Origin of the sequence: Rhizobium sp. P28RR-XV (assembly GCF_012641385.1) — a bacterium.
In the GTDB taxonomy this organism is placed as follows: domain Bacteria; phylum Pseudomonadota; class Alphaproteobacteria; order Rhizobiales; family Rhizobiaceae; genus Rhizobium.
In genome coordinates, this window is the sequence record NZ_JABAIG010000002.1 from 151,536 (window position 1) to 170,378 (window position 18,843).

Sequence of the window (18,843 nt, forward strand, 5' to 3'; positions counted from 1 at the left end):
CCGGAATCCTTACGGATTCCGGGGTTTTTACTAGAGTCATCAGCCGATGAAATTAGGGCTTCGGCCGATTCCTGAGCGCCTCTGCTTCGGCGTAGAACTTCTTTTCCCATTCCTTGTGATTGTCGAGACCTTCCTTGATGAAAGGCGTGAAGATCGCCAGGTTCATCAAAGCCCAGTTGACGATACGGGCCGGGAACTTCAGCGGCTTGACGAAATCGACGAAGAGCACGACGCGGGTCTTGTCGGAGTGGTTCCAGGCTTCATGCTCATAGGCGTCGTCGAAGATCAGCGCCTTGCCTTCCTGCCAATGGCAAACCTGCTTGTCGACGCGGATGGCGAGCTTCTCGTTCGGCTCCGGTACGATGAGGCCGAGATGCAGGCGAAGCACGCCGTTATAGGGGCCGCGATGGGCGGGAAGATGTTTGCCCGGCTCGAAGATCGAGAACATCGCCGTCGTCAGGCCGGGAATCTTCTGCACGGCTGCCCAGGTATTCGGGCATGCCTTGATGTTCTGCTCGGACTTAACCCCGAAACCGAGAAGGAAGAAGGTCTTCCAGCGCGTATCCGTCGAAATGGTCTTCACGTCGGTCGAGATGTCCTGGAAGGTCGGCAGCTCGCTCTGGCGCAGCAGCACCTTTTCCAGCTCGGCGCGGATGGCCGGATAATCCTTCTCGATCTCGGCCGCCCAGGGGAAGGTCGCGGTGTCATAGACCGGCGGATTGCCGAGCTTGGCATATTTCAGATTGAGGCTTTCGGCCCAGGCAACAATGCCCATGAAAAAGCGCGTCATGGCGCTCGCGCGCTCCATCGGCGCGATGCCGGCGGTGCCAAAGGTTTGTTCCGGAACAGGAGATTGGTTGGAAGTGGGAGCAGGTGCGCTCAAGGGACTCTCCGTCATGTCTGTCTTTTGGGGCGGTGCGGTCCGGGAGGAAATTTTGCCGGGGAATCCGCATGCGAATCCCGGAGCGAGAACAGGCTTGTCATTGGGAATGCTTGCCCGTCTTTATCCTGATCGACGCCCGACTCCTTGTGTTATGCGGTGATCTTAATAGGCGTTTATATGAGTTGATAAGTCGAATTTCGCAAGAGAGTCCGTTCGCGACGAGCGGTGGTTTGTCGTGGAATGAATCCCCGCGATTCTCGAGAGGGTTTCACCTCGGAATCGGCAAAAATGCGGCGAAATCTGCCGACCCCCAATCACTATGCCGTTTGAGCCTGAATTATTAGCCGGACAATTGCAAGTCCTGCCATCAGAGCCCCGATCGGCAGGAAAACGGACAGGCCGATATAGGCGATGGCGGCATCCATTGGCCGCGCCCCATGGAACGACGCTCTCCAGCGCAAAGGTCGAAAACGTCGTGAAGCCGCCGAGAACGCCCGTCGTCAGAAACAATCGCACCTCCTGCGACATACCGCCGCGAAAGGCGAAATATTCCGTCAGCAGCCCCCATGACGAAGGCTCCGAGGATATTGATGATGAGCGTGCCGAATGGAAATTCGACCCCGAGCAGGCGGGCGACGAGTTCGTTGATACCGAGACGGAATGCGCCGCCCAATCCGGCACCGAGAAACACGACAAGATAGAGCACGACAACTTCCAGCCGTCCTTGGCGTCAAACCTTTCCGGTCTTATGGGCATTTTCTCGCCGCGTCTCCAAACCGCGCTCCCGAATATGGCGAAGCGGCGTGTCGGCGGGGACATTACCGGCGGCGGCCCCCTTGGCGACGCCAAGCCGTTGCGACAGGTAGATGCTGGTATGACCGCTGCAGATATAGGCAAGGAAGCAGGCGACGGCGAGATAGACCGTGTGCGTCGCGCCGAAGAGCTCGATACCCATGATCATACAGGCAAGCGGCGTATTGGTGGCCCCGGCAAAGACGGCGACGAAGCCCAGCCCGGCAAAGAGATCGGCCGGCGCGCCGAGAATGGCGGCAAGCGCATTGCCAAGTGCAGCACCGATGAAGAACAAGGGCGTCACTTCGCCACCCTTGAAGCCGGCACTCAACGTCACGATCGTGAAGACGGCCTTCCAGAACCAGCTCCAGTAATCGGCATGGGCGGGATCGAAGAAACCTAGGATCGTCGCATCGCCAGGATTGGGCGACCAGACACCTAGTCCGAGATATTGCCGCGTGCCGAGCAGGTAGACGAGACTGATCAGGATTGCACTGGCGATGACAGGCCGCAGCGGCGCATAGGCGCACAACCGCTTGAACGCCGCGGACGCCCGATGCGAGACCTCGCTGAAGCAGCGCGCCATCAGGCCGAAGATCACGCCGGCGATGCTGACCTTGACGAGCAGCAAGGCATCGAGATGGAAGGTGCTGGCCGGTGTGCCGGCTAGGTAGCCGATCTGATACTGGATATGCTCGATACCCCAGGCATGGCAGGTCCAATCGGCTGTGATCGCCGCCGCAAGGCTCGGGATCAGCGCTTCATATTGCATGCGCCCGATCGTCAAGACTTCGAGAGCGAAGACTGCACCAGCGATCGGCGTGCCGAAGACCGCGCCGAAGCCGGCGGCGATGCCCGCCATGAGGAGAATGCGGATCTCGGCATGGCTGAGCCGGAAGACTTTGGCAAAGGCGCTGGCAATGCTGCCGCCGAGCTGCACCGCCGTCCCTTCGCGCCCGGCCGAACCGCCAACCAGATGCGTCAGGACCGTCGAAACCAAGATGAAGGGCGCCATGCGTAGCGGCACGCCACCACCGGGCTCGTGGATCTGGTCGACGATCAGATTGTTGCCGCCTTCCGACCCGCGGCCGAAGTGCTGATAGACCAGCACCATCAGGAAACCGGCAACCGGCATCAGGAAGATCAGCCAGGGATACTCGAAACGCGCCGTCGTCGCCTCGTCCAGGCTCCACAGAAACAGGGCGCAAAGCGAGCCGACGACGACCGCCATCGGCACGACGAGAAGGATCCATTTGAAGAGGCTGCGAAACTGCTGAAAGCGATGATGAAAATAGGCGGATGCGGACATCAGTTTGCCCCTCCCGCGAAGCCGACGGACGGTCTTCCGGGGACAGTGCATAAGAAACATAGGCGGGATAACGGCAGGAAGACAGGCATGACTCTACTCCTTCGCCTTTTAGGCGCGTTGAGTAGGAGTCATCAGCTTCCCTGGAAAATCAGAGCAGCGGTTCGGCCACCATGGCCCGGCAGAAATCCATTACCGTCGGAATTTCCATATAGAAATAGGCCCACCGCTGTCAATGTACCGTGACGAACTGCATTCGGCGCAATCGCCTCAAATGGCTCTGGAGATCATCTCGATCGGAGCAAGCAGGCCACCCTCCACCGACATATTGACGTTGCTCATGCGCTCACCAGCCCGCGGCCCCATCAGGATACGGCCCCCCTGGTTCCGCTCCTCGCCCGCCGCAGCCTTGGCGCGCGCTTCATGGGCCAGCCGGATTGCGAGAGCACTGCGATCCTGCTCCAGCTCCACCTTGAAGCCGGCTTCATCAAGCAGATTTCGATAGACATCGGGGCTGCAGACGAAACTCGTCTCCGGCTCCATCGCCCAGGGCATCGGATAGGGCAGCGCGCCTTCCCGCATCTGCATGATCTCATAGAGGCCAAAGCGGCCGCCCGGCTTGAGAATGCGCCTGACCTCGGAAAACAGCCTCGCCTTGTCCTCGATGTTCATGCCGACATGAATGAGCGTCGTCCGGTCGAAGCCGCCACTCTCGAAGGGCAGTGCCAAACCGCTCCCCTGCCGGAAGGAGACTTGATCCGCCAGACCGCAGCGGGCCGTCAGCGAATTGGCGACTTGGACGAACTCCTCGGTGAGATCGATGCCCGAGACGATGCATCCATAGGAATCGGCAAAATGGCGCGCAGGCCCGCCGAGCCCCGATCCGATATCGGCAAGCCGCAGGCCGGCGGAAAGATCGAGATCCCTCGCGAAATCCACCGTCGCCGCATGTCGCCCCAGATGGAACTCATCGACACCGGCCAGATCGCGAATGCGCAGGTTTTCGATGTCTTTGCCGTCGGCCGCAAGGGTTTGCAGGATCGCCGTTTCCAGCGATCCGTGCGTGTAGTGGCTGGCAACTTTTTCCTCGGTAGACATGCATCACTCCCAAGGCTTTGCCTGAAGGTGGCCTACTGCATATTTCCTTAAACCGGAATCGATTTAAGGATAAAATTATGCGGCAGATTTAAAATACTACAGCGACCTTTGCGCGTCACATGGGATGCGCGGCGCTGTAGCCATCAGACCTTCAGTTCGCGCCGCTCGGTTTCCGTTACCATGGCAAGATCCAGCACGCGCTGCAAGTTAGCCGCATGGCGGAAGCTCGGGTCCTGGCTGCTGCCGGTCGTGACAGCTTCGGCGAAGCGCTGGTAGTTGGTCAGGACCGGTGGCACCTCGAGCACCCTCCACGTCGCCGTTTCGGTGTCGTCGCCAAGGCAACCGCGCAATTCGGAGCCGTTCGGGCTGTGGGACACTTCCAGGCCGCCGCGCTCGCCGTAGATGCGCAGCTTCAGCTCGTTCAGATGCCCCGTCGCCCAGCGGCTCGCATGCACGACGCCGAGCGCACCGTTGGCGAAATCGACCGACATCGAGAAACTGTCGTTCGCGTCGAGCGTATATTCGCCGATGCGCTCGCCGGGCGCCTTGGCGAAGGTCTTGAGGCGGGCGAAGACGTGATCGATATCGGTCGCTGCGCCATAGGCGGCGAAATCGAGGATGTGGATACCGATGTCGCCCAGAACACCATTCGAACCGTGGCCGGTCGACAGGCGCCAGAGCCATTTGGATTCGCTGCGCCAATCGCCCCAGGCCTTGGAGACGAGCCAGCTCTGCAGGTAGGACGCCTCCACATGCTTGACCGTGCCGATCTCGCCTGAGATCACCATCTCGCGCGCCTTCTGCAGCTGCGCGACATTGCGATAGGTGAGGTTGACCATGTTGATGACCCCTGCCCTTTCGGCAGCTTCCGTCATCTCAAGTGCCTTTTCGTAATTCTCCGCGAGCGGCTTCTCGCAGAGAACATGCTTGCCGGCGGCAAGCAGCGGCAGGGTCGTCGGATGGTGAGCCTTGTCCGGCGTGACGTTGGTCGCCGCATCGAACTCGCCCCAGGCGATGGCCTCGTCCAACGACAAAAAGCGCTTCTTAATATCGAACGTATCGCAAAAGGCGGTGAGTCTTGTCGCGTCCGTATCGACGGCGCCCACGACTTCGACGCCAGGGATGCGGGCGAAATGCTCCACTTGGTTCTTCGCCATGCCGCCCGTGCCAACTACTATGAGACGCATATGATACCTCAGCGATAACCGGCTTCGCCGGCCTGGTGCAATTTCGGGCCGCGCTCGACGATCGGCTCCAGCGCCTTTTCGACGGGAACGTTCGGCGCATCATGGATGCTGGCCTGGGTGCCGAGCGGGTTATGAGCCCATTTCACGGAATTGATCAGAACCTTCTGAACGGTGCCGTTGTGATAGGTCGGATAGGTTTCGTGGCCAGGACGGAAATAGAAGATGTTGCCGGCACCACGGCGCCAAGTCATGCCCGAGCGGAAGACTTCGCCGCCCTGAAACCAGGAGATGAACACGGTTTCCAGCGGCTCGGGAACGGAGAACTGCTCGCCGTACATTTCCTCGTTCTCAAGCTCGAAATGCTCGCCGAGGCCGGCTGCGATCGGATGGCGGGGGTTGATGACCCACAGACGCTCGCGCTCACCGGCTTCGCGCCATTTCAGCGCGCAGGGCGTGCCCATCAGGCGCTTGAAGACCTTGGAGAAATGGCCGGAGTGCAGGACGATCAGGCCCATGCCTTCCCACACGCGCCTGGCGACGCGCTCGACGACCTCGTCCTTGACGGCGCCATGATCCTTGTGGCCCCACCACAAAAGGACATCGGTATCCTTCAGACGGGCTTCGCTGAGACCGTGTTCCGGCTCCTGCAACGTTGCGGTGGTCGCCTCGATACCGGCATCAGCATTCAGTGCCTTGGCGATGGTGTTGTGCATGCCCTCCGGATAGATCTCGGCGACGACCTTGTTTGTCTGCTCATGAATGTTCTCGCCCCAAACGACGGCACGAATAGTCATTACGGCACTCCTCTTATACCATTGAAATTGAATGGGTTATGCGATCCAAAGCGCTTTGGGAAAGCGCCGTACTTCAAGACTCCATCAGCCCAGTCGGGACAAGAGATAAAGCCTCCCCGTGAATTTGACAAAGACAAAAACGACCATAGACAACACCTGTGTTTTCAGTGCGACACGGACTTTGAAAAGAGATTGACGACCAGGACGCCGGCAATGATCAGACCCAGGCCGATGACGGCGGCAAGGTCGAGTTTCTGGCGGAAAAGCACGACGCCCACCATCGAAATCAGCACGATGCCGAGCGCGCTCCATATGGCATAAGCAATGCCCACAGGGATGACCCGCAACGTCACCGAGAGACAATAGAAGGCTGCGGTATAGCAGACCACCAGAACCACTGTCGGGCCGAGGCGGGTGAACTGCTGCGACATCTGCAATGCCGTCGTGCCGATCACCTCCAGCACGATCGCGACCAGCAGCATTGCATAGACCGATGCGTTCGCCATTCCATTTTCTCCGATAAGGTTAGAGCTGCGTCAGCTCGATCAGCCGGTCGATCAGCTTTTGACGGGCGCTCTCGTCCATGTCGTGGCTACCGAGCAAATCCGCGAGCCAGATTCCATCGGCTGCCAGCCTGACGATTGCCGCATCCACCGAGGAGTCCGTGCCGACATATTCCTCGCTGCGCTCGCGCACCCAGGCGTGCCACCGCTGCCGCAATTGCGGCTCGGTGAGCAACACCATCGTCACCTGCGCCCAGTCCTTCGTGCCCTCGGGCTGATCGCGCAGCGCCAGGCAGGCATGCAGGTAACCGCGGGTGAAGCGGCCATGCGGCAACGGATCGGCGCGCATCGCTTCCTCGATTGCCGCGTCCAGCCGCTCCAGCAGGCTTTCGAACAGTGCCTCCAGAAGCATGTTCTTGCTGGGAAAATGATGCAGCAAACCGCCCTTGCTGACGCCGGACGCGCCGGAAACGGCATCCAGGGTCACGGCCGTCATCCCTTTTTCGGAAGCAAGCCGCGCCGCCACCTCCAGCAATTGCTGGCGGACGAACAAGGGCTGCTTCTTCCTATGGTGCGCAGTGGACATGGCGACATAACATACCAGTTGGACGGTTTCGTCAACGACCTAGTTGATTGCCTCTGAACCTTATTGAGTGTGGCTGATCTTCGTGTTGCTCCCTTCTTAGTTTACCGAATGATAGGCTGCATCCTTCTCGTCGAAGATGCTCACCTTTGCTGCATCGACGGTGAAGGCGATCGGCGAGCCGGTCGCGATGGTCGTCATGCCAGGATCGGTGCCGATGATCTTCGAGCCGTCCTTGAGCCTGACATGAACGAGGGAACGGTCGCCCAGACGCTCCACCGTCTCGACCTGGCCGTCAATGTCGCCCTTTTCCGCCGCCGTGACAACCAGATGCTCAGGGCGAATGCCGAGCGTCAGCCCGGAGTTCGAAAGGCCGTCGAGCGCTATCGCCGTCCTGATGACCGATCCGTCCGGCAGCGCTGCCGTCGCCAGCCCGCCCGCCTCGCCGACACCGGCTATGTTGATGAAGTTCATGCCCGGCGATCCGACGAATTGCGCGACATAGCGCGTCGCGGGGCGCGTATAGATCTCGACGGGCGTGGCCACCTGCTCGATCTTCTTGTTGTTGAGCAGGACGATACGGTCTGCAAGCGTCATCGCCTCCACCTGGTCGTGGGTGACGAACACCATCGTCGCGCCCAGCCGCTCATGCAGCTGAGCCAGCTCGACGCGCGTGCGCGTGCGCAGGCCGGCATCGAGGTTGGAGAGCGGCTCGTCAAAGAGGAAGACGTCGGGCTCGCGCACGATGGCGCGGCCGATCGCGACACGCTGGCGCTGGCCGCCGGAGAGAGCCGAAGGCTTGCGATCCAGCAGATGCGGCATTTCAAGGATCTTCGCAGCCTCTTCGATGCGCCTGTTGATCTCGGCCTTTGGCGTTTTGATGTTGCGCAGGCCGAAGGACATGTTGTCGCGAACGGTCATGTGCGGATAGAGCGCATAGGATTGGAAGACCATCGACACACCGCGCTCGCCGGGCGGCAACTGGTCGACGCGCTTTCCGCCGATCCAGATCTCGCCGCTGGTGATCGACTCCAGACCCGCGATCATACGTAGCAATGTCGACTTTCCACAGCCCGAGCCGCCGAGAAAGACGACGAACTCGCCGCGTTCGATCGTCAGATCGATGTCGTTGAGAACCTGCACGGCACCGAAATGCTTAGTGAGGGACTTGATGTTGATTCCTGCCACTTTACGCCTCCTGCGGAAAATCGAAGTCGTCTGACTTGCCATTCATCGCGCCCCGCCCGACGACGACAGTCGGACCGGGACTTCCGCATTGGTTATTTGACGGCACCGACCGCAACACCGCGCGTCAGGGTCCGCTGGAAAATAAGGAAGAAGATCACCGTCGGCAGGATACCGAGCAACGACGCTGCTGCAATCGCGGTCGGCTCCTGCGTATTGGCTCCCGACAGCACGCCCATGGCGACGGAAACCGTCTGATTGTTGTTGGAGACCAGGAAGACCAACGGGATCAGGAACTCGTTCCAGGTCCAGATGAAAAAGAAGGTTGCGAGCACCGCAAGCGTCGGCCGCAGCACCGGCACGATCACCATCCAAAGGATCTGCCATCGGCTCGCATTGTCGATCTGCGCCGCCTCGATGATCTCGCGCGGGAAGGTCGCCATGACAGACGACAGCAGGTAAGTGCCGAATGCGGTATGCAGGACACCGATGATCAGGATGACCGAGAGCATCGAGTCGAACAGGCCGACCTGCTTGGACATATAGTAGAGCGGATAGACGAGCGCCTCCTGCGGCGCCATGATCGAAATCAGCAGGATGACGAGCATCACCTGTCCGCCGCGCACGCGGCCGATGCCGATGGCATAGGCGTTGAGCAGGCTGAGTACGACGGCCAGAATGGCGGCGCATCCGCTGATGACAATGCTGTTGAAGAGCTTGCGCGGGAAATCGACGGTCGCCCAGAAGTTCTTGAGCGCCGTCAGATCAAAGCTCTGCGGAAAGGCGAGCGGACCGTTGGCGGCATAATCGGACGGCGTCTTGATGGCATTGACGGCGGCCAGGAAGAACGGAAAGAGCGTACCTGCAAGGAAAACCAGCAGGATGGCCAGGACGACCCATCGGCCTATCCCTTTCTTCTGGCCATGATGCACCGAAACAGCCTGGGCGGAAAGCGAAGACGTGGCCGTCATATCAGTGACCTCCCTCGGTTTGCTTCGATTGCATGCGCAGAAACACGACGCCGAGTAAGATGGTCACGGCCGTCTGCAATGTTGCGATCGCCGCGGCATAGCCGACGCGATTTGTCGTGAAGAAGTGATAATAGGACAGATAGGACGGTACCGTCGTCGCATTGTCAGGACCGCCCGACGTCAGAACGTAGATGGGCGCGAAGACCTTGAGCGCCGCGATCAGCGTGGTCAGCGCAACTACGAAGATTTCAGGCATGAGCATCGGGATCGTGATGGAACGGAAGCGCCCGAACCAGCTTGCATTGTCGAGCTCAGCAGCCTCATAGAGCGAGGGGTCCACGCGCGCCAGCCCGGACATGAAGACCACGAGACAATAGCCGACCTGCACCCAGACGATGACGGCTGAAACCGCCCAAAGCGCATAACTTGCATCCCCCAGCCAGTTCTTGGCGAGGAAATCGAGCCCGATCGCCTTCAGCACCGCGTTGATGATGCCGATCGGATTGAGGATCCATGCCCAGAGAACACCGGCGGCGGTTAGCGGCAGGATCTGCGGCAGATAGAAGCCCGCGCGAAAGAAGCTCGACCATCTCTCGCTGAACTGCGCGCTGATATAGTCAAAAAGCACCGCCGCCAGCAGCAATCCCAACAGAATGGGCACGATGGTCATCGAAATGATGAACAGCAGCGTATGCTGGATCGACCCCCAAAAGAGGGTATCCTGAAGCAATCTTTGATAGTTCTCCAGGCCGACATAGCGCGGCGGAATAACGCCCCCCTTCCACGTCGTGAAGCTGATTGCGAGATTGGCAATCAGGGGAATGAGCACGATCAGAACAAAGCCCAACACACCGGGGATCATATAGAAATAATACCCCGCCTTGCCGGCGTTCTTCGACTTATCCATCGAAATCCTCCAGTCCGATACGGCAAGGCAGCATCAAAGCCGTCTTGCCGTTGTGATTGTCGCCGATGGTGTTACTGCGCTGCCTGCACGTCGTCATAGGCCTTCTTCAGGCGCGCCGCGAACTGATCAGGCGTGGTCGAACCGTTGACAAGACCCGTGGTCGCCTGGATCAGCAGTTCGTAGTAACCAGGCACCGGCCAGTCCGGATAGAAGCCGAGGCCGCCCTTGCTGGAGATCTGGTTGAAGAGCTCAACGTTGCGCTTGCCGACTTCGTCAGTGACTGAGGCCGGATCGGCGGCGATGGCAACACCACCGAGATTGGCCTGCTGGTTCTGGTTTTCCTTGCTCAGAACAAGATCGATGAACTCGTAGGAGAGATCCTTGTTCTTCGCGCTCTTCGGCACCATGAACAGGTTGCCGGTCGAACCCACGCTGTACTTTGTGGTCGGGAAGATGAACTGGCTCCACTTGAAGTTCTTGATCGAGCTCGCGAAGTTGCCGTTGTTCCAGGTGCCGCTGACAAACATCGGAGCTGTGCCCGACGAGAAGAGATTGTCGGCGCCGCCGGTACCCTTCAGGCCGGTCGAATCCTTCGAAATATAACCCTTACTCACCCAGTCGGCGATCTTCTGGGCGGCGAACAGGAAGGGTTTGGTATCAAGCGGTGCCTTCAGCCCCTGATAATTCTTGACCCAGGTATCGTCAGCCTGCGTCAGTGCAAGCGTATAGACCAGGTGCTGCGCGTTGGAATCCACCGTACCATAGGCAAGCGGCGTAATGCCTTTCTTCTTGAAAGTATCGAGCGCAGCTTCGAACTCGTCCAGCGTGGTCGGCACTTTCACGCCATTGGCTTGGAACATGTCGATATTGTAGAAAACCGAAACGAATTCGCCATAGACGGGAATACCGATAATTGGACCGGAACCGTAGATGCCGTTGCCATCGTATTTGCTGAGCTGGCTATTCGTTTCGTTGAGGATCTTATCCCATCCGCGCGATTTGAATTGATCGTCGAGCGGTGTCAGCAGGCCCTGCGAGGCGACGAGGCCAGCCGTGGCATTGCCCTTGTTGTACTCCAGAACATCCGGGGCCTGATCCGAATTGAGAATGAGGCTGCCTGCCTTCTGCAATTGCTCGAAGGTCTTCTGCTCGAAATTGATCGTAACGTCAGGATGCTTGGCTTTCAGCTCTTCGAGCGCCTTGGTCCATGCCTTGGCTTGCGAAGTATCCGGCAGTTCGAACCACCAGACGTTAAATGTCTTGCTCTGCGCTTGCGCCACACCGGCGGCAAGCAGAAGCGACATGCCGGCGGAGATCGCCAGCTTCGAAAAAATATTCATACATTCTCCTCCACCATGCGAACCGTGACGGTATCTGTCCGATAACATGGCCCGCGCTGCCATCGGCGTTTTCCTCTTACCTGCGCCAAGCGCCCGCCTGTCCCATAGGGCAAGGTGCAGACGCTCGGGTTCCTCCGTTCGGGTTTCCGTCATGCCCTAAGCGTCGATAACTTAGGGCATTTCATTAACGCACAACTTGCCTCCTAAATCGATGCAGTTCTGCAAATGCATGCGTTACTCGACGAAGTCCCCACCCCGGCTTGCCTTGAGATAGTTCAGACCGTGAACCTGGCCAGTCATCTCAAGCGCATCGCGGTAAACCGGGTCATGCCAGCCTTCGATGTCGATGGAGCCAGACCAGTCTGCAAGGCGCAGCTCGGAGATGATATCGGTCCAGTTGCTGTCGCCGAAGCCCGGCGTGCGCATGAACACGAACTTCTCCTTGCCGAAGATGCCGTGCTCCTTGATGACATCCCAGCGGATCGTCGCATCCTTGCCGTGAACGTGGAAGATCTTGCTTGCCCATTTGCGGATCTGCGGCAGCGGCTCGATCAGATAGACCATCTGATGGCACGGTTCCCATTCCAGGCCGATATTGTCGTCAGGCGTCTCGTTGAACATCAGCTCCCAGGCATCCGGGTTGTGAGCGATGTTCCAGTCGCCGGTCGCCCAGTTGCCATCCATGGCGCAATTCTCGAAGGCGATCTTGATGCCCTTGTCGGCGGCACGCTTGGCAAGCTCGCTCCAGATCTGCTTATAGCGCGGCAGACTGTCGGTGAGCGGCTTGTCGCGGATACGGCCAGTGAAACCGGCAACGCAAGTCGCGCCGAAATGATGGGCGTTGTCGATGCAATCCTTCCAGCCCTGCAGCGTCTGCAGGTCCATCTCGCGCTCTTCGAGCGGATTGCCGAACATGCCGAGGGTCGAGATGGTGATATCGCGATCGCCGATGGCGTCGAGGCAGCGCTTGCCGAGCTCCGCAAGGTTCTGGCCGTTGGTGGTCTGCCAGAAGAAGGGCTCGAAGCTTTCAAAGCCAAGATCGGCGATCTTCGCGATGCCCTTGGCGGCGTCCTCGTTCGCCGCCCTGATCATCGTGCCGATGCGGATGGCCTTTGCCGGATTTGTCATGATGTCACTGTCCTTGTGCTGAAATATCGACGCGCCGGCCCGTCTTGGCGCTTTCAATCGCGCCTAAAACCATGGCGAGGCTGCGAATGTTGTCACCGCTTGCAGTTTCGGGCGGCTTGCAGGTCTTGATCGCTTCGATGAAGGAGGCGATGACGCTGGCATGGCCATGCGTCTCTTCCTCATGCTTCGGTCCGGGAACCTCGATCGGCGTAAAGCCATGCAGCAGCCCCGGATCGTTGCCGGCGACACCAGCCTCGAAATTCTCCTCGCCGTCCCAGGTCAGCATGCCCTTGCTGCCGGTCAGCCGCCACTCACTTTCCCAGCTCGTGCGCTGGCCCTCGGCACACCAGGAGCCGCGATAGCTGAAAACGACGTCATCGGAAAAATCGAACAGCGCATGGGCCGATGCGCCATGCTTGTACCAGGACCCAACAGGATTCTTTTCGACGCAGTAGACCGAAAGCGGCACCTTGCCGGACACGAAGCGGGCGGCATCGAAGGTGTGGATCGCCATGTCGAGCAGCAGGACATTGTCCATCTCTTCGCGGAAGCCGCCAAAATGCGGACCAAGGAAGAAATCGCAATGAACGCCCGTGAGCTCGCCGATCGCCCCCTCTTCCACCAAGCGTCGCATGCGACGGATGCCGGAGATGAAGCGGCGGTTCTGGATGATGGCATGGACCTTGCCGGCCTCAGCTGCAAGATCGATGAGAGCGGCACCTTCGGCGAGCGACGTCGCCATCGGCTTTTCGCTCAAGACATGGCAGCCGGCCTTCAGCGCCGTCGAAACCACGCCGAAACGAGCGGCCGGAATGACGACGTCGAAGACCAGATCCGCCTTGGTCATCGCAATGACCTCGGCGAGATCGGAGCCGATGACGGCATGCTCGAGAGAAAACTCTTTCGCAAGGTTTTCAGCAGTGGCGCGATTGAGATCGACCAGACCGACGATCTGAATGGATTCGGCAAGGTCTGGCGTCGAGGCGATGGCCCTGAGCCAGCCCTTGGACATAGCTCCGCACCCACACAAAATGGCATTAAATTTCACGATGTCCTCCAGCGGGCGGTGCGTAAACCCCTCATGACACGCGCTCCGTAAACGTTTACGATACTATGCGAAAAGATTTTCCTGTGTCAATAGAGGAGGACAACGGAAAATGGCGCATGGAGGAAAACCGCGGCCGATGAAGGGAATTCGTCAGCTTGCCGAACATCTCGATATCTCGATCGGCACAGTATCACGGGCGTTGAACGGCAAACCTGATGTCAACGAGGAAACCCGCAAGCGCGTTCTCGCCGCCGCCGAGCAGCTGGGTTACGTGGCCAATCAATCGGGGCGCAGCCTGCGGCAGGGCACGACGAATGTCATCGGCCTGATGATCCAGTCCAGCCGGGAAACGGTCGAAAACAGCGACAATTTCTTTCTCACCGTGACCGGGGGGCTGCAGAGCGTATTTTCGCGCCACAAGCTCGATCTCATCATGCTGCCCTGCCCGCATGACGAAGATCCGTATGAATATCTGAAGCGCATGGTGGCAAGGCGCGTCGTCGACGCCCTCATCATTTCGGAGACGCAGCGCGTCGACAAGCGCTTCGACCTGCTCGCCAAGGCCAAGATCCCCTTCGCAGCACTCGGCCGCAGCCTTTCGGGCACGCAGCATCCCTGGGCCGACCTCGATTTCGACGGCGTCGTCAATTGCGCCGTCGACCGGCTCGTGGCGCATGGACATCGCCGCATCGCCGTCAGCGCGCCGTCGAGCGACATCAACCTCGGCTTTGTCTTCCTCGAGGGCTACCGCCGGGCGCTTGAGCGGCATGGCATCGCCTACGATCCTGCACTCGTCATTCGCGCCAAATCGAGCGAACAGGGAGGCTATCAGGTTGCCGACGAACTGCTGAGCCTCGAAAACCAGCCGACGGCCGTGATCCTGATCTACGAATTGATGGCGATCGGCTTCTATCGGCGCGTGATGGAAGCCGGCATCATTCCGGGACGTGACATTGCCGTCGTCAGCTTTCGCGAGGCGCCGCGTGCCAAGTTCCTGCAGCCGGCGCTGACCTGCTTTCGCACGTCCGTGCACGATCTCGGCGTCGAGCTGGCGGAGATCCTACTTTCCAGCATGCCCGCCTACAGCCAGGAATATCCCCGGAAGACACGCCAGACGGTCTGGCCGCTCGAGCTCATCCCGGGGGAAAGCGATGCTTTCCAGCTGAAGACCGCAAAATAAGCAGCGCCGAAACGCCGCAGCGACCGCTTCGACGGTTGCGGCAGCGCCCGTCAGTTGCCACGTAGGACATCGCAAACAGGGGCTTGGGCTTGAGCGAAGAAACCATCACACTTTACGAAGCGATCGGCGGCGACCGCACGGTGCGAGCGCTGACATCACGCTTTTACGAACTGATGGATACGCTGCCCGAGGCAGCCAATTGCCGCGCGGTGCACCCGCCAAGCCTCGCAGGCTCGCAGGAGAAATTCTACGAATATCTGACCGGCTATCTCGGTGGGCCGCAGCTCTATACCAAAAAGCGCGGCCACCCACGCTTGCGCAGCCGGCATTTCGTCGCCGCCATCGGTCCGATGGAGCGCGACGAGTGGCTACTTTGCTTCCGCCGCGCCATGGATGAAACCATCGAGAATGAAAAGCTGCGGGCCACTATCTGGGAGCCGGTCGAGCGCCTGGCCTTCCATATGCAAAATAGGGAATAAAGAAAACATGAGCATGAGCGCCGCAATCCGTCCGGCCACCCTGTTTATTGCCGGCATTCTCGGCGGTGGTGGTATCGCGCTTGCCGCGGCCGCCACCCACGGTGGTGATACGCATTTCCTCGGCGCGGCCTCTACCATGAGCCTCGCCCACGCCCCTGCCCTGCTTGCGCTTTATATCGGCTACGACCGCATCCGTACCGCGCCGATCGCCGCTATCCTGCTGGGATTGGGAGCGCTGATCTTCGCCGGCGATCTGATCAACAGGCATTACGGTGGCGGCTCGCTCTTTCCGATGGCCGCGCCGATAGGCGGAATGGGGATGATTGCCGGCTGGGCCGCGATAGCGCTCGGCGCTTTCTTCAGAACCACTGCGACCAAAGCCTAAGAGAGAATTACCGTACGCGAAACAGACCGCGCTGTCTCAAATCCCCGGAACGACAGCAAAGCCTTCGAATTGCGGCGGCCCCCAATAGAGCCGCTTGTTATCGCCCGCATTGCGGTGCGACGTGCGGAAATGTTCGGATTTCGTCCAATTGATGAAATCCTCTTCGCTACGCCAAATGGTGTGCGAGGAAAACAACGTATAGCCCTCTTCGACATCCGCCTTGCCGCGCAGGAGCCTGAACTCCAGGAAGCCGGGCACTTCCGACAGCCGCGAAGCGCGCCCTCTCCAAACCTCTTCGAATTCGCCCTCCAAACCGATGACGACCTTGAAGCGGTTCATGGCGATATACATGGCAACCTCGTTCGACGATTAGAACTTCTTGCGGCGCGCGACAGTCTTATCGACGTCAGGCGCAAAGGCAACGACATTCGCGCCATCACGGCTCGTCTCGTCCAGCGGCTGATCCGGCGCTTCCCCGGGCTGCCGCGCCTTCCATGCCGGGAAGGAGGCGATATTGGCCGCGCGCTGTTCTTCGGCACGACGCATCAACAATTCATAGAGTTCGGGCACGAGCCCGTCGCCATTCTGTGCGGCCAGCTTGTGCAGGCCGATCAGCAAAAACCCGTCAGGGCCGTTATCGATCATCTTGAAGCGTCTCGTTCGTTCATGGTCTGCAGTGCCCGCTCGAGGCTGGACTTGCTGCCGTTGCGCAAGGGAATGAAGGCCTTGCCGAATTTCTTGCAGCCCGTCTTTACCCGCAGGCAGGCATCATGGCTGATGCAATCGATCGGGCAGAAGACACAGTCGACGGAAGGAAGCACCGTATCGATACGTGATACCGCTTCGCGCAGGCCGCCATCGTGATGGATGAGCTCGGCGCCGAAGCTGCTGGCAATCTGGCGCAGATGCGCCACCTGGCAATCGCGACCGCCCACATAGAGGAAACTGCGCCCATCAAGCGTGGATTTTCCGGAAGCCTGTGCCATCGCCTGCGTTTCGCGGCTCTCGCGGCCAGAATCCTTCTTCCCCTTACGCGCCATGCATCACCCGTTTGCTGGTTGCTCCTATGCACTCGATTCCATCGAGCGCGAGGCGACCATATTAAACTTGATTTTTACAGTAAAGTATAAAGTTGATAATTTTTATCATATTTTAAAGCGACACTGGCCGGAAGGCTAGCGCCCGCCGACCTGAACCGCTTGCATGAACGGCCAGGTCGGCCTACCCCACTCCGAGGGCAGCGGTGGAAATGGCGCCGCATTCCGGATTTGCTCCATCACGGCTTGATCCAATGCAGAGTCTCCGGAGCTGCGCGTCAGGGAAAGAGATCGGAGCTCGCCGCCGGAACCAATTGTCAGATTTACAACGAGTATCAGGCCCTTCTCATATTTTGAGGAGACACGTTGAACGTAGCGGCGGATACGGGATTGTATTTTGCCCTTGTAGTTCGCGACGGCAGCATCGCCTGAACCCGTACGGCGAGCATTCACTTGCGAATTTGTGTCGGCCTGCGCCGCCTCAATACCGTCGGCGGCCCCTCGTTTGGTATCCTCCCGGCTCTCCCCTAGCGACCCCGACTTTGCCTTCGCAACCTTTGCAACCGGCCTCTTGACCTCCTTCGGCTTCTCGATTGGCTTCGGCTTTTCTACAGGCGTTGCTACTGCCGCGGGCGGCTCTACTGGTTGGGCTTCGACGACCTCGGTCTCCACGGGCTGCACCGGTTCGGCGGGCTGGACCACCGTCGTCTCGGCCGGTACCTGCGTCGCCAAAATCTGCGGCTGCTCCGGTACGACTGTCGTTGGTTGAGCCTGCTCGACGGGCTCGGCCGTTTGCGCCTGCTGCGTCTCGACTTCCTGTGGCTGAACGATATCCGGCTGCGGAGGCTGGGTCTCTTCCGGCGTTACCTCGGTCGGCTGAACCGTTTGCGGCTGCACGGCCTCGGCCGTCACCTGTTCCGGTTCGGTCTGCGGCGTCTCCTCGCCGGCGGCCATCTGATCCGCATCGGAATTGCCGATCATAATGACACTGACAGAGTCACCGGCTTCCTCCTGCGCATCTTCCGGGGTCGCGACGAAGGTCAGCAGCAACACGGCAACGATCACGGCATGGAACAGGCAGGACCCCATTCCGGAGAAAAGAAGCGATGTCTTGCGCCCTGCAATAGCCTCGCGCCGCCTTTCGGGCAGCGCGTCCATCGGCAGACGCTCCGCCGTCTCGACCGACGCGGCTTCACTTGGATTGTCCGGAAAAGAACTGATCTCAGTAACGCGACTGTAATGCGCGACCGCTTCGCCAACCGGCGGTCGCGGCACACCTTCAAGGCCGGCCAGTTCGTGGCCCGGCAGCACACTCGGATAATTGTCATTCAAGCCGCCGTTGGCGCGGCGCTCCATGGAAACCCTCGCCGAGCGCACCGCCATGGCTTCAACCCTCGAAGGGAACGGATATCTGCGAACGGGTCGTCAGAGCCGCCTTGCATTCGCCGGCGGCCGGGCCGTCGCAGACCGGCGTGTCATTGATGATGATGCGCGATACGGTCTCGCACTTCACGCCGGGCATGTCGAATTGCCGCACGCGCTTCTTGCCGAGCGGCAGATCGCGGAAGTCGAGAACGGTGACACGATCGACCGCGTTCTTATCGTTGAAGAAGGCGAGTTCGAAGGAAATCTTGTTGATCGCCGTCGCCATGTCGTTTTCGGCGACGAAGGTCATCATGCAGCCCTTCTGCGAAGGCGCCAATGCATTGAGTTCGATGTTGAGCTTATGTGCGGCGGCCGGAACTGCCGATGCGGGTGCCGCCGCTGCAGTCGCATCCTGGGCGAAGGCGGGAATGGAGGATGCCGCGGCAAACAGCCCCGAGGTAGCGAGCGCCAGGATCGTTTTCGTCAGCATCGGCATGCCTCCTGAATATGTTTGACACGTACCTTCCCGGCCAACGGCCCTGGCGTGTAGCGTCGAAATTTTTAAACTTGACTTTAACAGTCTCCTATTGCGTCTTTATGAAACCATGAGTATGAGAGTCAAGATAAATTTGGCCGGACGAGGGTTCGGCCCCCGATGAATTTTCAGGCAAA

At 59.6% G+C, this 18,843-nt stretch carries 21 protein-coding genes, 1 pseudogene and 1 riboswitch; of the genes and pseudogenes, 3 read left to right on the forward strand and 19 right to left on the reverse strand.

What is annotated here, in order from left to right; translation table 11 throughout:
- Positions 1–52: 52 nt before the first annotated feature.
- From HGP12_RS04345 to HGP12_RS04410, 14 genes and pseudogenes are all read right to left on the reverse strand, one after another.
- Positions 53–898, reverse strand: coding sequence for an aspartyl/asparaginyl beta-hydroxylase domain-containing protein (locus HGP12_RS04345; protein WP_168838442.1), 846 nt, complete (start codon positions 896–898; stop codon positions 53–55).
- A gap of 302 nt (positions 899–1,200) precedes the next feature.
- A pseudogene (crcB, locus tag HGP12_RS04350) lies at positions 1,201–1,589 on the reverse strand (fluoride efflux transporter CrcB).
- A 24-nt stretch (positions 1,590–1,613) separates the two neighbouring features.
- Positions 1,614–2,984, reverse strand: coding sequence for a voltage-gated chloride channel family protein (locus HGP12_RS04355; RefSeq protein WP_168838441.1), 1,371 nt, complete (start codon positions 2,982–2,984; stop codon positions 1,614–1,616).
- Positions 2,985–3,099: 115 nt separating this feature from the next.
- Positions 3,100–3,187: riboswitch (Fluoride riboswitch) on the reverse strand.
- Positions 3,188–3,251: 64 nt separating this feature from the next.
- Positions 3,252–4,079: a class I SAM-dependent methyltransferase gene (locus HGP12_RS04360; RefSeq protein ID WP_168838440.1), complete on the reverse strand. Its 828-nt coding sequence runs from the start codon at positions 4,077–4,079 to the stop codon at positions 3,252–3,254.
- A gap of 143 nt (positions 4,080–4,222) precedes the next feature.
- Positions 4,223–5,266, reverse strand: coding sequence for a Gfo/Idh/MocA family protein (locus tag HGP12_RS04365; protein WP_168838439.1), 1,044 nt, complete (start codon positions 5,264–5,266; stop codon positions 4,223–4,225).
- 8 nt (positions 5,267–5,274) lie between these two features.
- Entirely contained in the window at positions 5,275–6,060 is a 786-nt protein-coding gene (locus HGP12_RS04370; protein WP_168838438.1) for a ThuA domain-containing protein, read from the reverse strand.
- Between the two features lie 164 nt (positions 6,061–6,224).
- A complete protein-coding gene (locus tag HGP12_RS04375; protein ID WP_168838437.1) occupies positions 6,225–6,566 on the reverse strand; it encodes an SMR family transporter in 342 nt (113 codons plus the stop codon).
- Positions 6,567–6,585: 19 nt separating this feature from the next.
- Positions 6,586–7,149, reverse strand: a complete 564-nt coding sequence (locus HGP12_RS04380; protein WP_168838436.1) for a TetR/AcrR family transcriptional regulator — start codon at positions 7,147–7,149, stop codon at positions 6,586–6,588.
- Positions 7,150–7,245: 96 nt separating this feature from the next.
- Positions 7,246–8,334 (reverse strand): ABC transporter ATP-binding protein, encoded by a 1,089-nt coding sequence (locus HGP12_RS04385; RefSeq protein ID WP_168838435.1) that lies wholly within the window; start codon positions 8,332–8,334, stop codon positions 7,246–7,248.
- Between the two features lie 92 nt (positions 8,335–8,426).
- The gene (locus HGP12_RS04390; RefSeq protein ID WP_168838434.1) at positions 8,427–9,302 is read right to left on the reverse strand and encodes a carbohydrate ABC transporter permease; all 876 of its coding nucleotides are present in this window, start codon (positions 9,300–9,302) and stop codon (positions 8,427–8,429) included.
- Position 9,303: 1 nt separating this feature from the next.
- Positions 9,304–10,209, reverse strand: coding sequence for a carbohydrate ABC transporter permease (locus HGP12_RS04395; RefSeq protein WP_168838433.1), 906 nt, complete (start codon positions 10,207–10,209; stop codon positions 9,304–9,306).
- Positions 10,210–10,280: 71 nt separating this feature from the next.
- Complete coding sequence (locus tag HGP12_RS04400) at positions 10,281–11,549, reverse strand: ABC transporter substrate-binding protein (protein ID WP_168838432.1); 1,269 nt, start codon at positions 11,547–11,549, stop codon at positions 10,281–10,283.
- Positions 11,550–11,783: 234 nt separating this feature from the next.
- Positions 11,784–12,677, reverse strand: coding sequence for a sugar phosphate isomerase/epimerase (locus tag HGP12_RS04405; RefSeq protein WP_168838431.1), 894 nt, complete (start codon positions 12,675–12,677; stop codon positions 11,784–11,786).
- Positions 12,678–12,681: 4 nt separating this feature from the next.
- A complete protein-coding gene (locus HGP12_RS04410) occupies positions 12,682–13,725 on the reverse strand; it encodes a Gfo/Idh/MocA family protein (protein WP_168838430.1) in 1,044 nt (347 codons plus the stop codon).
- A gap of 136 nt (positions 13,726–13,861) precedes the next feature.
- Here HGP12_RS04410 and HGP12_RS04415 point away from each other — a divergent pair, with 136 nt between their 5' ends.
- The 3 genes from HGP12_RS04415 to HGP12_RS04425 all read left to right on the forward strand — a co-directional run bounded on the left by HGP12_RS04415 (position 13,862) and on the right by HGP12_RS04425 (position 15,769).
- Positions 13,862–14,905, forward strand: coding sequence for a substrate-binding domain-containing protein (locus HGP12_RS04415; RefSeq protein WP_168838429.1), 1,044 nt, complete (start codon positions 13,862–13,864; stop codon positions 14,903–14,905).
- An 89-nt stretch (positions 14,906–14,994) separates the two neighbouring features.
- On the forward strand, positions 14,995–15,384 hold the full coding sequence (locus HGP12_RS04420; RefSeq protein WP_168838428.1) for a group II truncated hemoglobin: 390 nt from the start codon (positions 14,995–14,997) through the stop codon (positions 15,382–15,384).
- A gap of 7 nt (positions 15,385–15,391) precedes the next feature.
- Positions 15,392–15,769 carry a DUF423 domain-containing protein gene (locus tag HGP12_RS04425; RefSeq protein WP_168838427.1) on the forward strand — a complete coding sequence of 126 codons (378 nt, stop codon included), beginning with the start codon at positions 15,392–15,394 and terminating at the stop codon, positions 15,767–15,769.
- Positions 15,770–15,805: 36 nt separating this feature from the next.
- Here the strand turns inward: HGP12_RS04425 and HGP12_RS04430 are convergent, their stop codons facing one another.
- The 5 genes from HGP12_RS04430 to HGP12_RS04450 form a co-directional block, all read right to left on the reverse strand.
- Positions 15,806–16,120 (reverse strand): antibiotic biosynthesis monooxygenase family protein, encoded by a 315-nt coding sequence (locus tag HGP12_RS04430; protein WP_168838426.1) that lies wholly within the window; start codon positions 16,118–16,120, stop codon positions 15,806–15,808.
- 18 nt (positions 16,121–16,138) lie between these two features.
- Positions 16,139–16,414, reverse strand: a complete 276-nt coding sequence (locus HGP12_RS04435) for a hypothetical protein (protein WP_168838425.1) — start codon at positions 16,412–16,414, stop codon at positions 16,139–16,141.
- Entirely contained in the window at positions 16,411–16,809 is a 399-nt protein-coding gene (locus tag HGP12_RS04440; protein WP_168838424.1) for a DUF2325 domain-containing protein, read from the reverse strand. The genes HGP12_RS04435 and HGP12_RS04440 overlap by 4 nt, the downstream gene beginning before the upstream one ends.
- Before the next feature lie 135 nt (positions 16,810–16,944).
- On the reverse strand, positions 16,945–18,189 hold the full coding sequence (locus HGP12_RS04445) for a cell envelope integrity protein TolA (protein ID WP_168838423.1): 1,245 nt from the start codon (positions 18,187–18,189) through the stop codon (positions 16,945–16,947).
- Positions 18,190–18,193: 4 nt separating this feature from the next.
- Positions 18,194–18,661 carry a hypothetical protein gene (locus HGP12_RS04450; protein ID WP_168838422.1) on the reverse strand — a complete coding sequence of 156 codons (468 nt, stop codon included), beginning with the start codon at positions 18,659–18,661 and terminating at the stop codon, positions 18,194–18,196.
- Positions 18,662–18,843: the final 182 nt, after the last annotated feature.

Coding starts and splice junctions, on each gene's coding strand:
- HGP12_RS04370 (WP_168838438.1), bottom strand. CDS start 6,060: ATGACTATTCGTGCCGTCGTTTGGGGCGAGAACATTCATGAGCAGACA.
- HGP12_RS04390 (WP_168838434.1), bottom strand. CDS start 9,302: ATGACGGCCACGTCTTCGCTTTCCGCCCAGGCTGTTTCGGTGCATCAT.
- HGP12_RS04440 (WP_168838424.1), bottom strand. CDS start 16,809: ATGGCGCGTAAGGGGAAGAAGGATTCTGGCCGCGAGAGCCGCGAAACG.
- HGP12_RS04435 (WP_168838425.1), bottom strand. CDS start 16,414: ATGATCGATAACGGCCCTGACGGGTTTTTGCTGATCGGCCTGCACAAG.
- HGP12_RS04395 (WP_168838433.1), bottom strand. CDS start 10,209: ATGGATAAGTCGAAGAACGCCGGCAAGGCGGGGTATTATTTCTATATG.
- HGP12_RS04345 (WP_168838442.1), bottom strand. CDS start 898: ATGACGGAGAGTCCCTTGAGCGCACCTGCTCCCACTTCCAACCAATCT.
- HGP12_RS04380 (WP_168838436.1), bottom strand. CDS start 7,149: ATGTCCACTGCGCACCATAGGAAGAAGCAGCCCTTGTTCGTCCGCCAG.
- HGP12_RS04400 (WP_168838432.1), bottom strand. CDS start 11,549: ATGAATATTTTTTCGAAGCTGGCGATCTCCGCCGGCATGTCGCTTCTG.
- HGP12_RS04415 (WP_168838429.1), top strand. CDS start 13,862: ATGAAGGGAATTCGTCAGCTTGCCGAACATCTCGATATCTCGATCGGC.
- HGP12_RS04445 (WP_168838423.1), bottom strand. CDS start 18,189: ATGGCGGTGCGCTCGGCGAGGGTTTCCATGGAGCGCCGCGCCAACGGC.
- HGP12_RS04405 (WP_168838431.1), bottom strand. CDS start 12,677: ATGACAAATCCGGCAAAGGCCATCCGCATCGGCACGATGATCAGGGCG.
- HGP12_RS04430 (WP_168838426.1), bottom strand. CDS start 16,120: ATGTATATCGCCATGAACCGCTTCAAGGTCGTCATCGGTTTGGAGGGC.
- HGP12_RS04375 (WP_168838437.1), bottom strand. CDS start 6,566: ATGGCGAACGCATCGGTCTATGCAATGCTGCTGGTCGCGATCGTGCTG.
- HGP12_RS04360 (WP_168838440.1), bottom strand. CDS start 4,079: ATGTCTACCGAGGAAAAAGTTGCCAGCCACTACACGCACGGATCGCTG.
- HGP12_RS04365 (WP_168838439.1), bottom strand. CDS start 5,266: ATGCGTCTCATAGTAGTTGGCACGGGCGGCATGGCGAAGAACCAAGTG.
- HGP12_RS04425 (WP_168838427.1), top strand. CDS start 15,392: ATGAGCATGAGCGCCGCAATCCGTCCGGCCACCCTGTTTATTGCCGGC.
- HGP12_RS04450 (WP_168838422.1), bottom strand. CDS start 18,661: ATGCTGACGAAAACGATCCTGGCGCTCGCTACCTCGGGGCTGTTTGCC.
- HGP12_RS04355 (WP_168838441.1), bottom strand. CDS start 2,984: ATGTCCGCATCCGCCTATTTTCATCATCGCTTTCAGCAGTTTCGCAGC.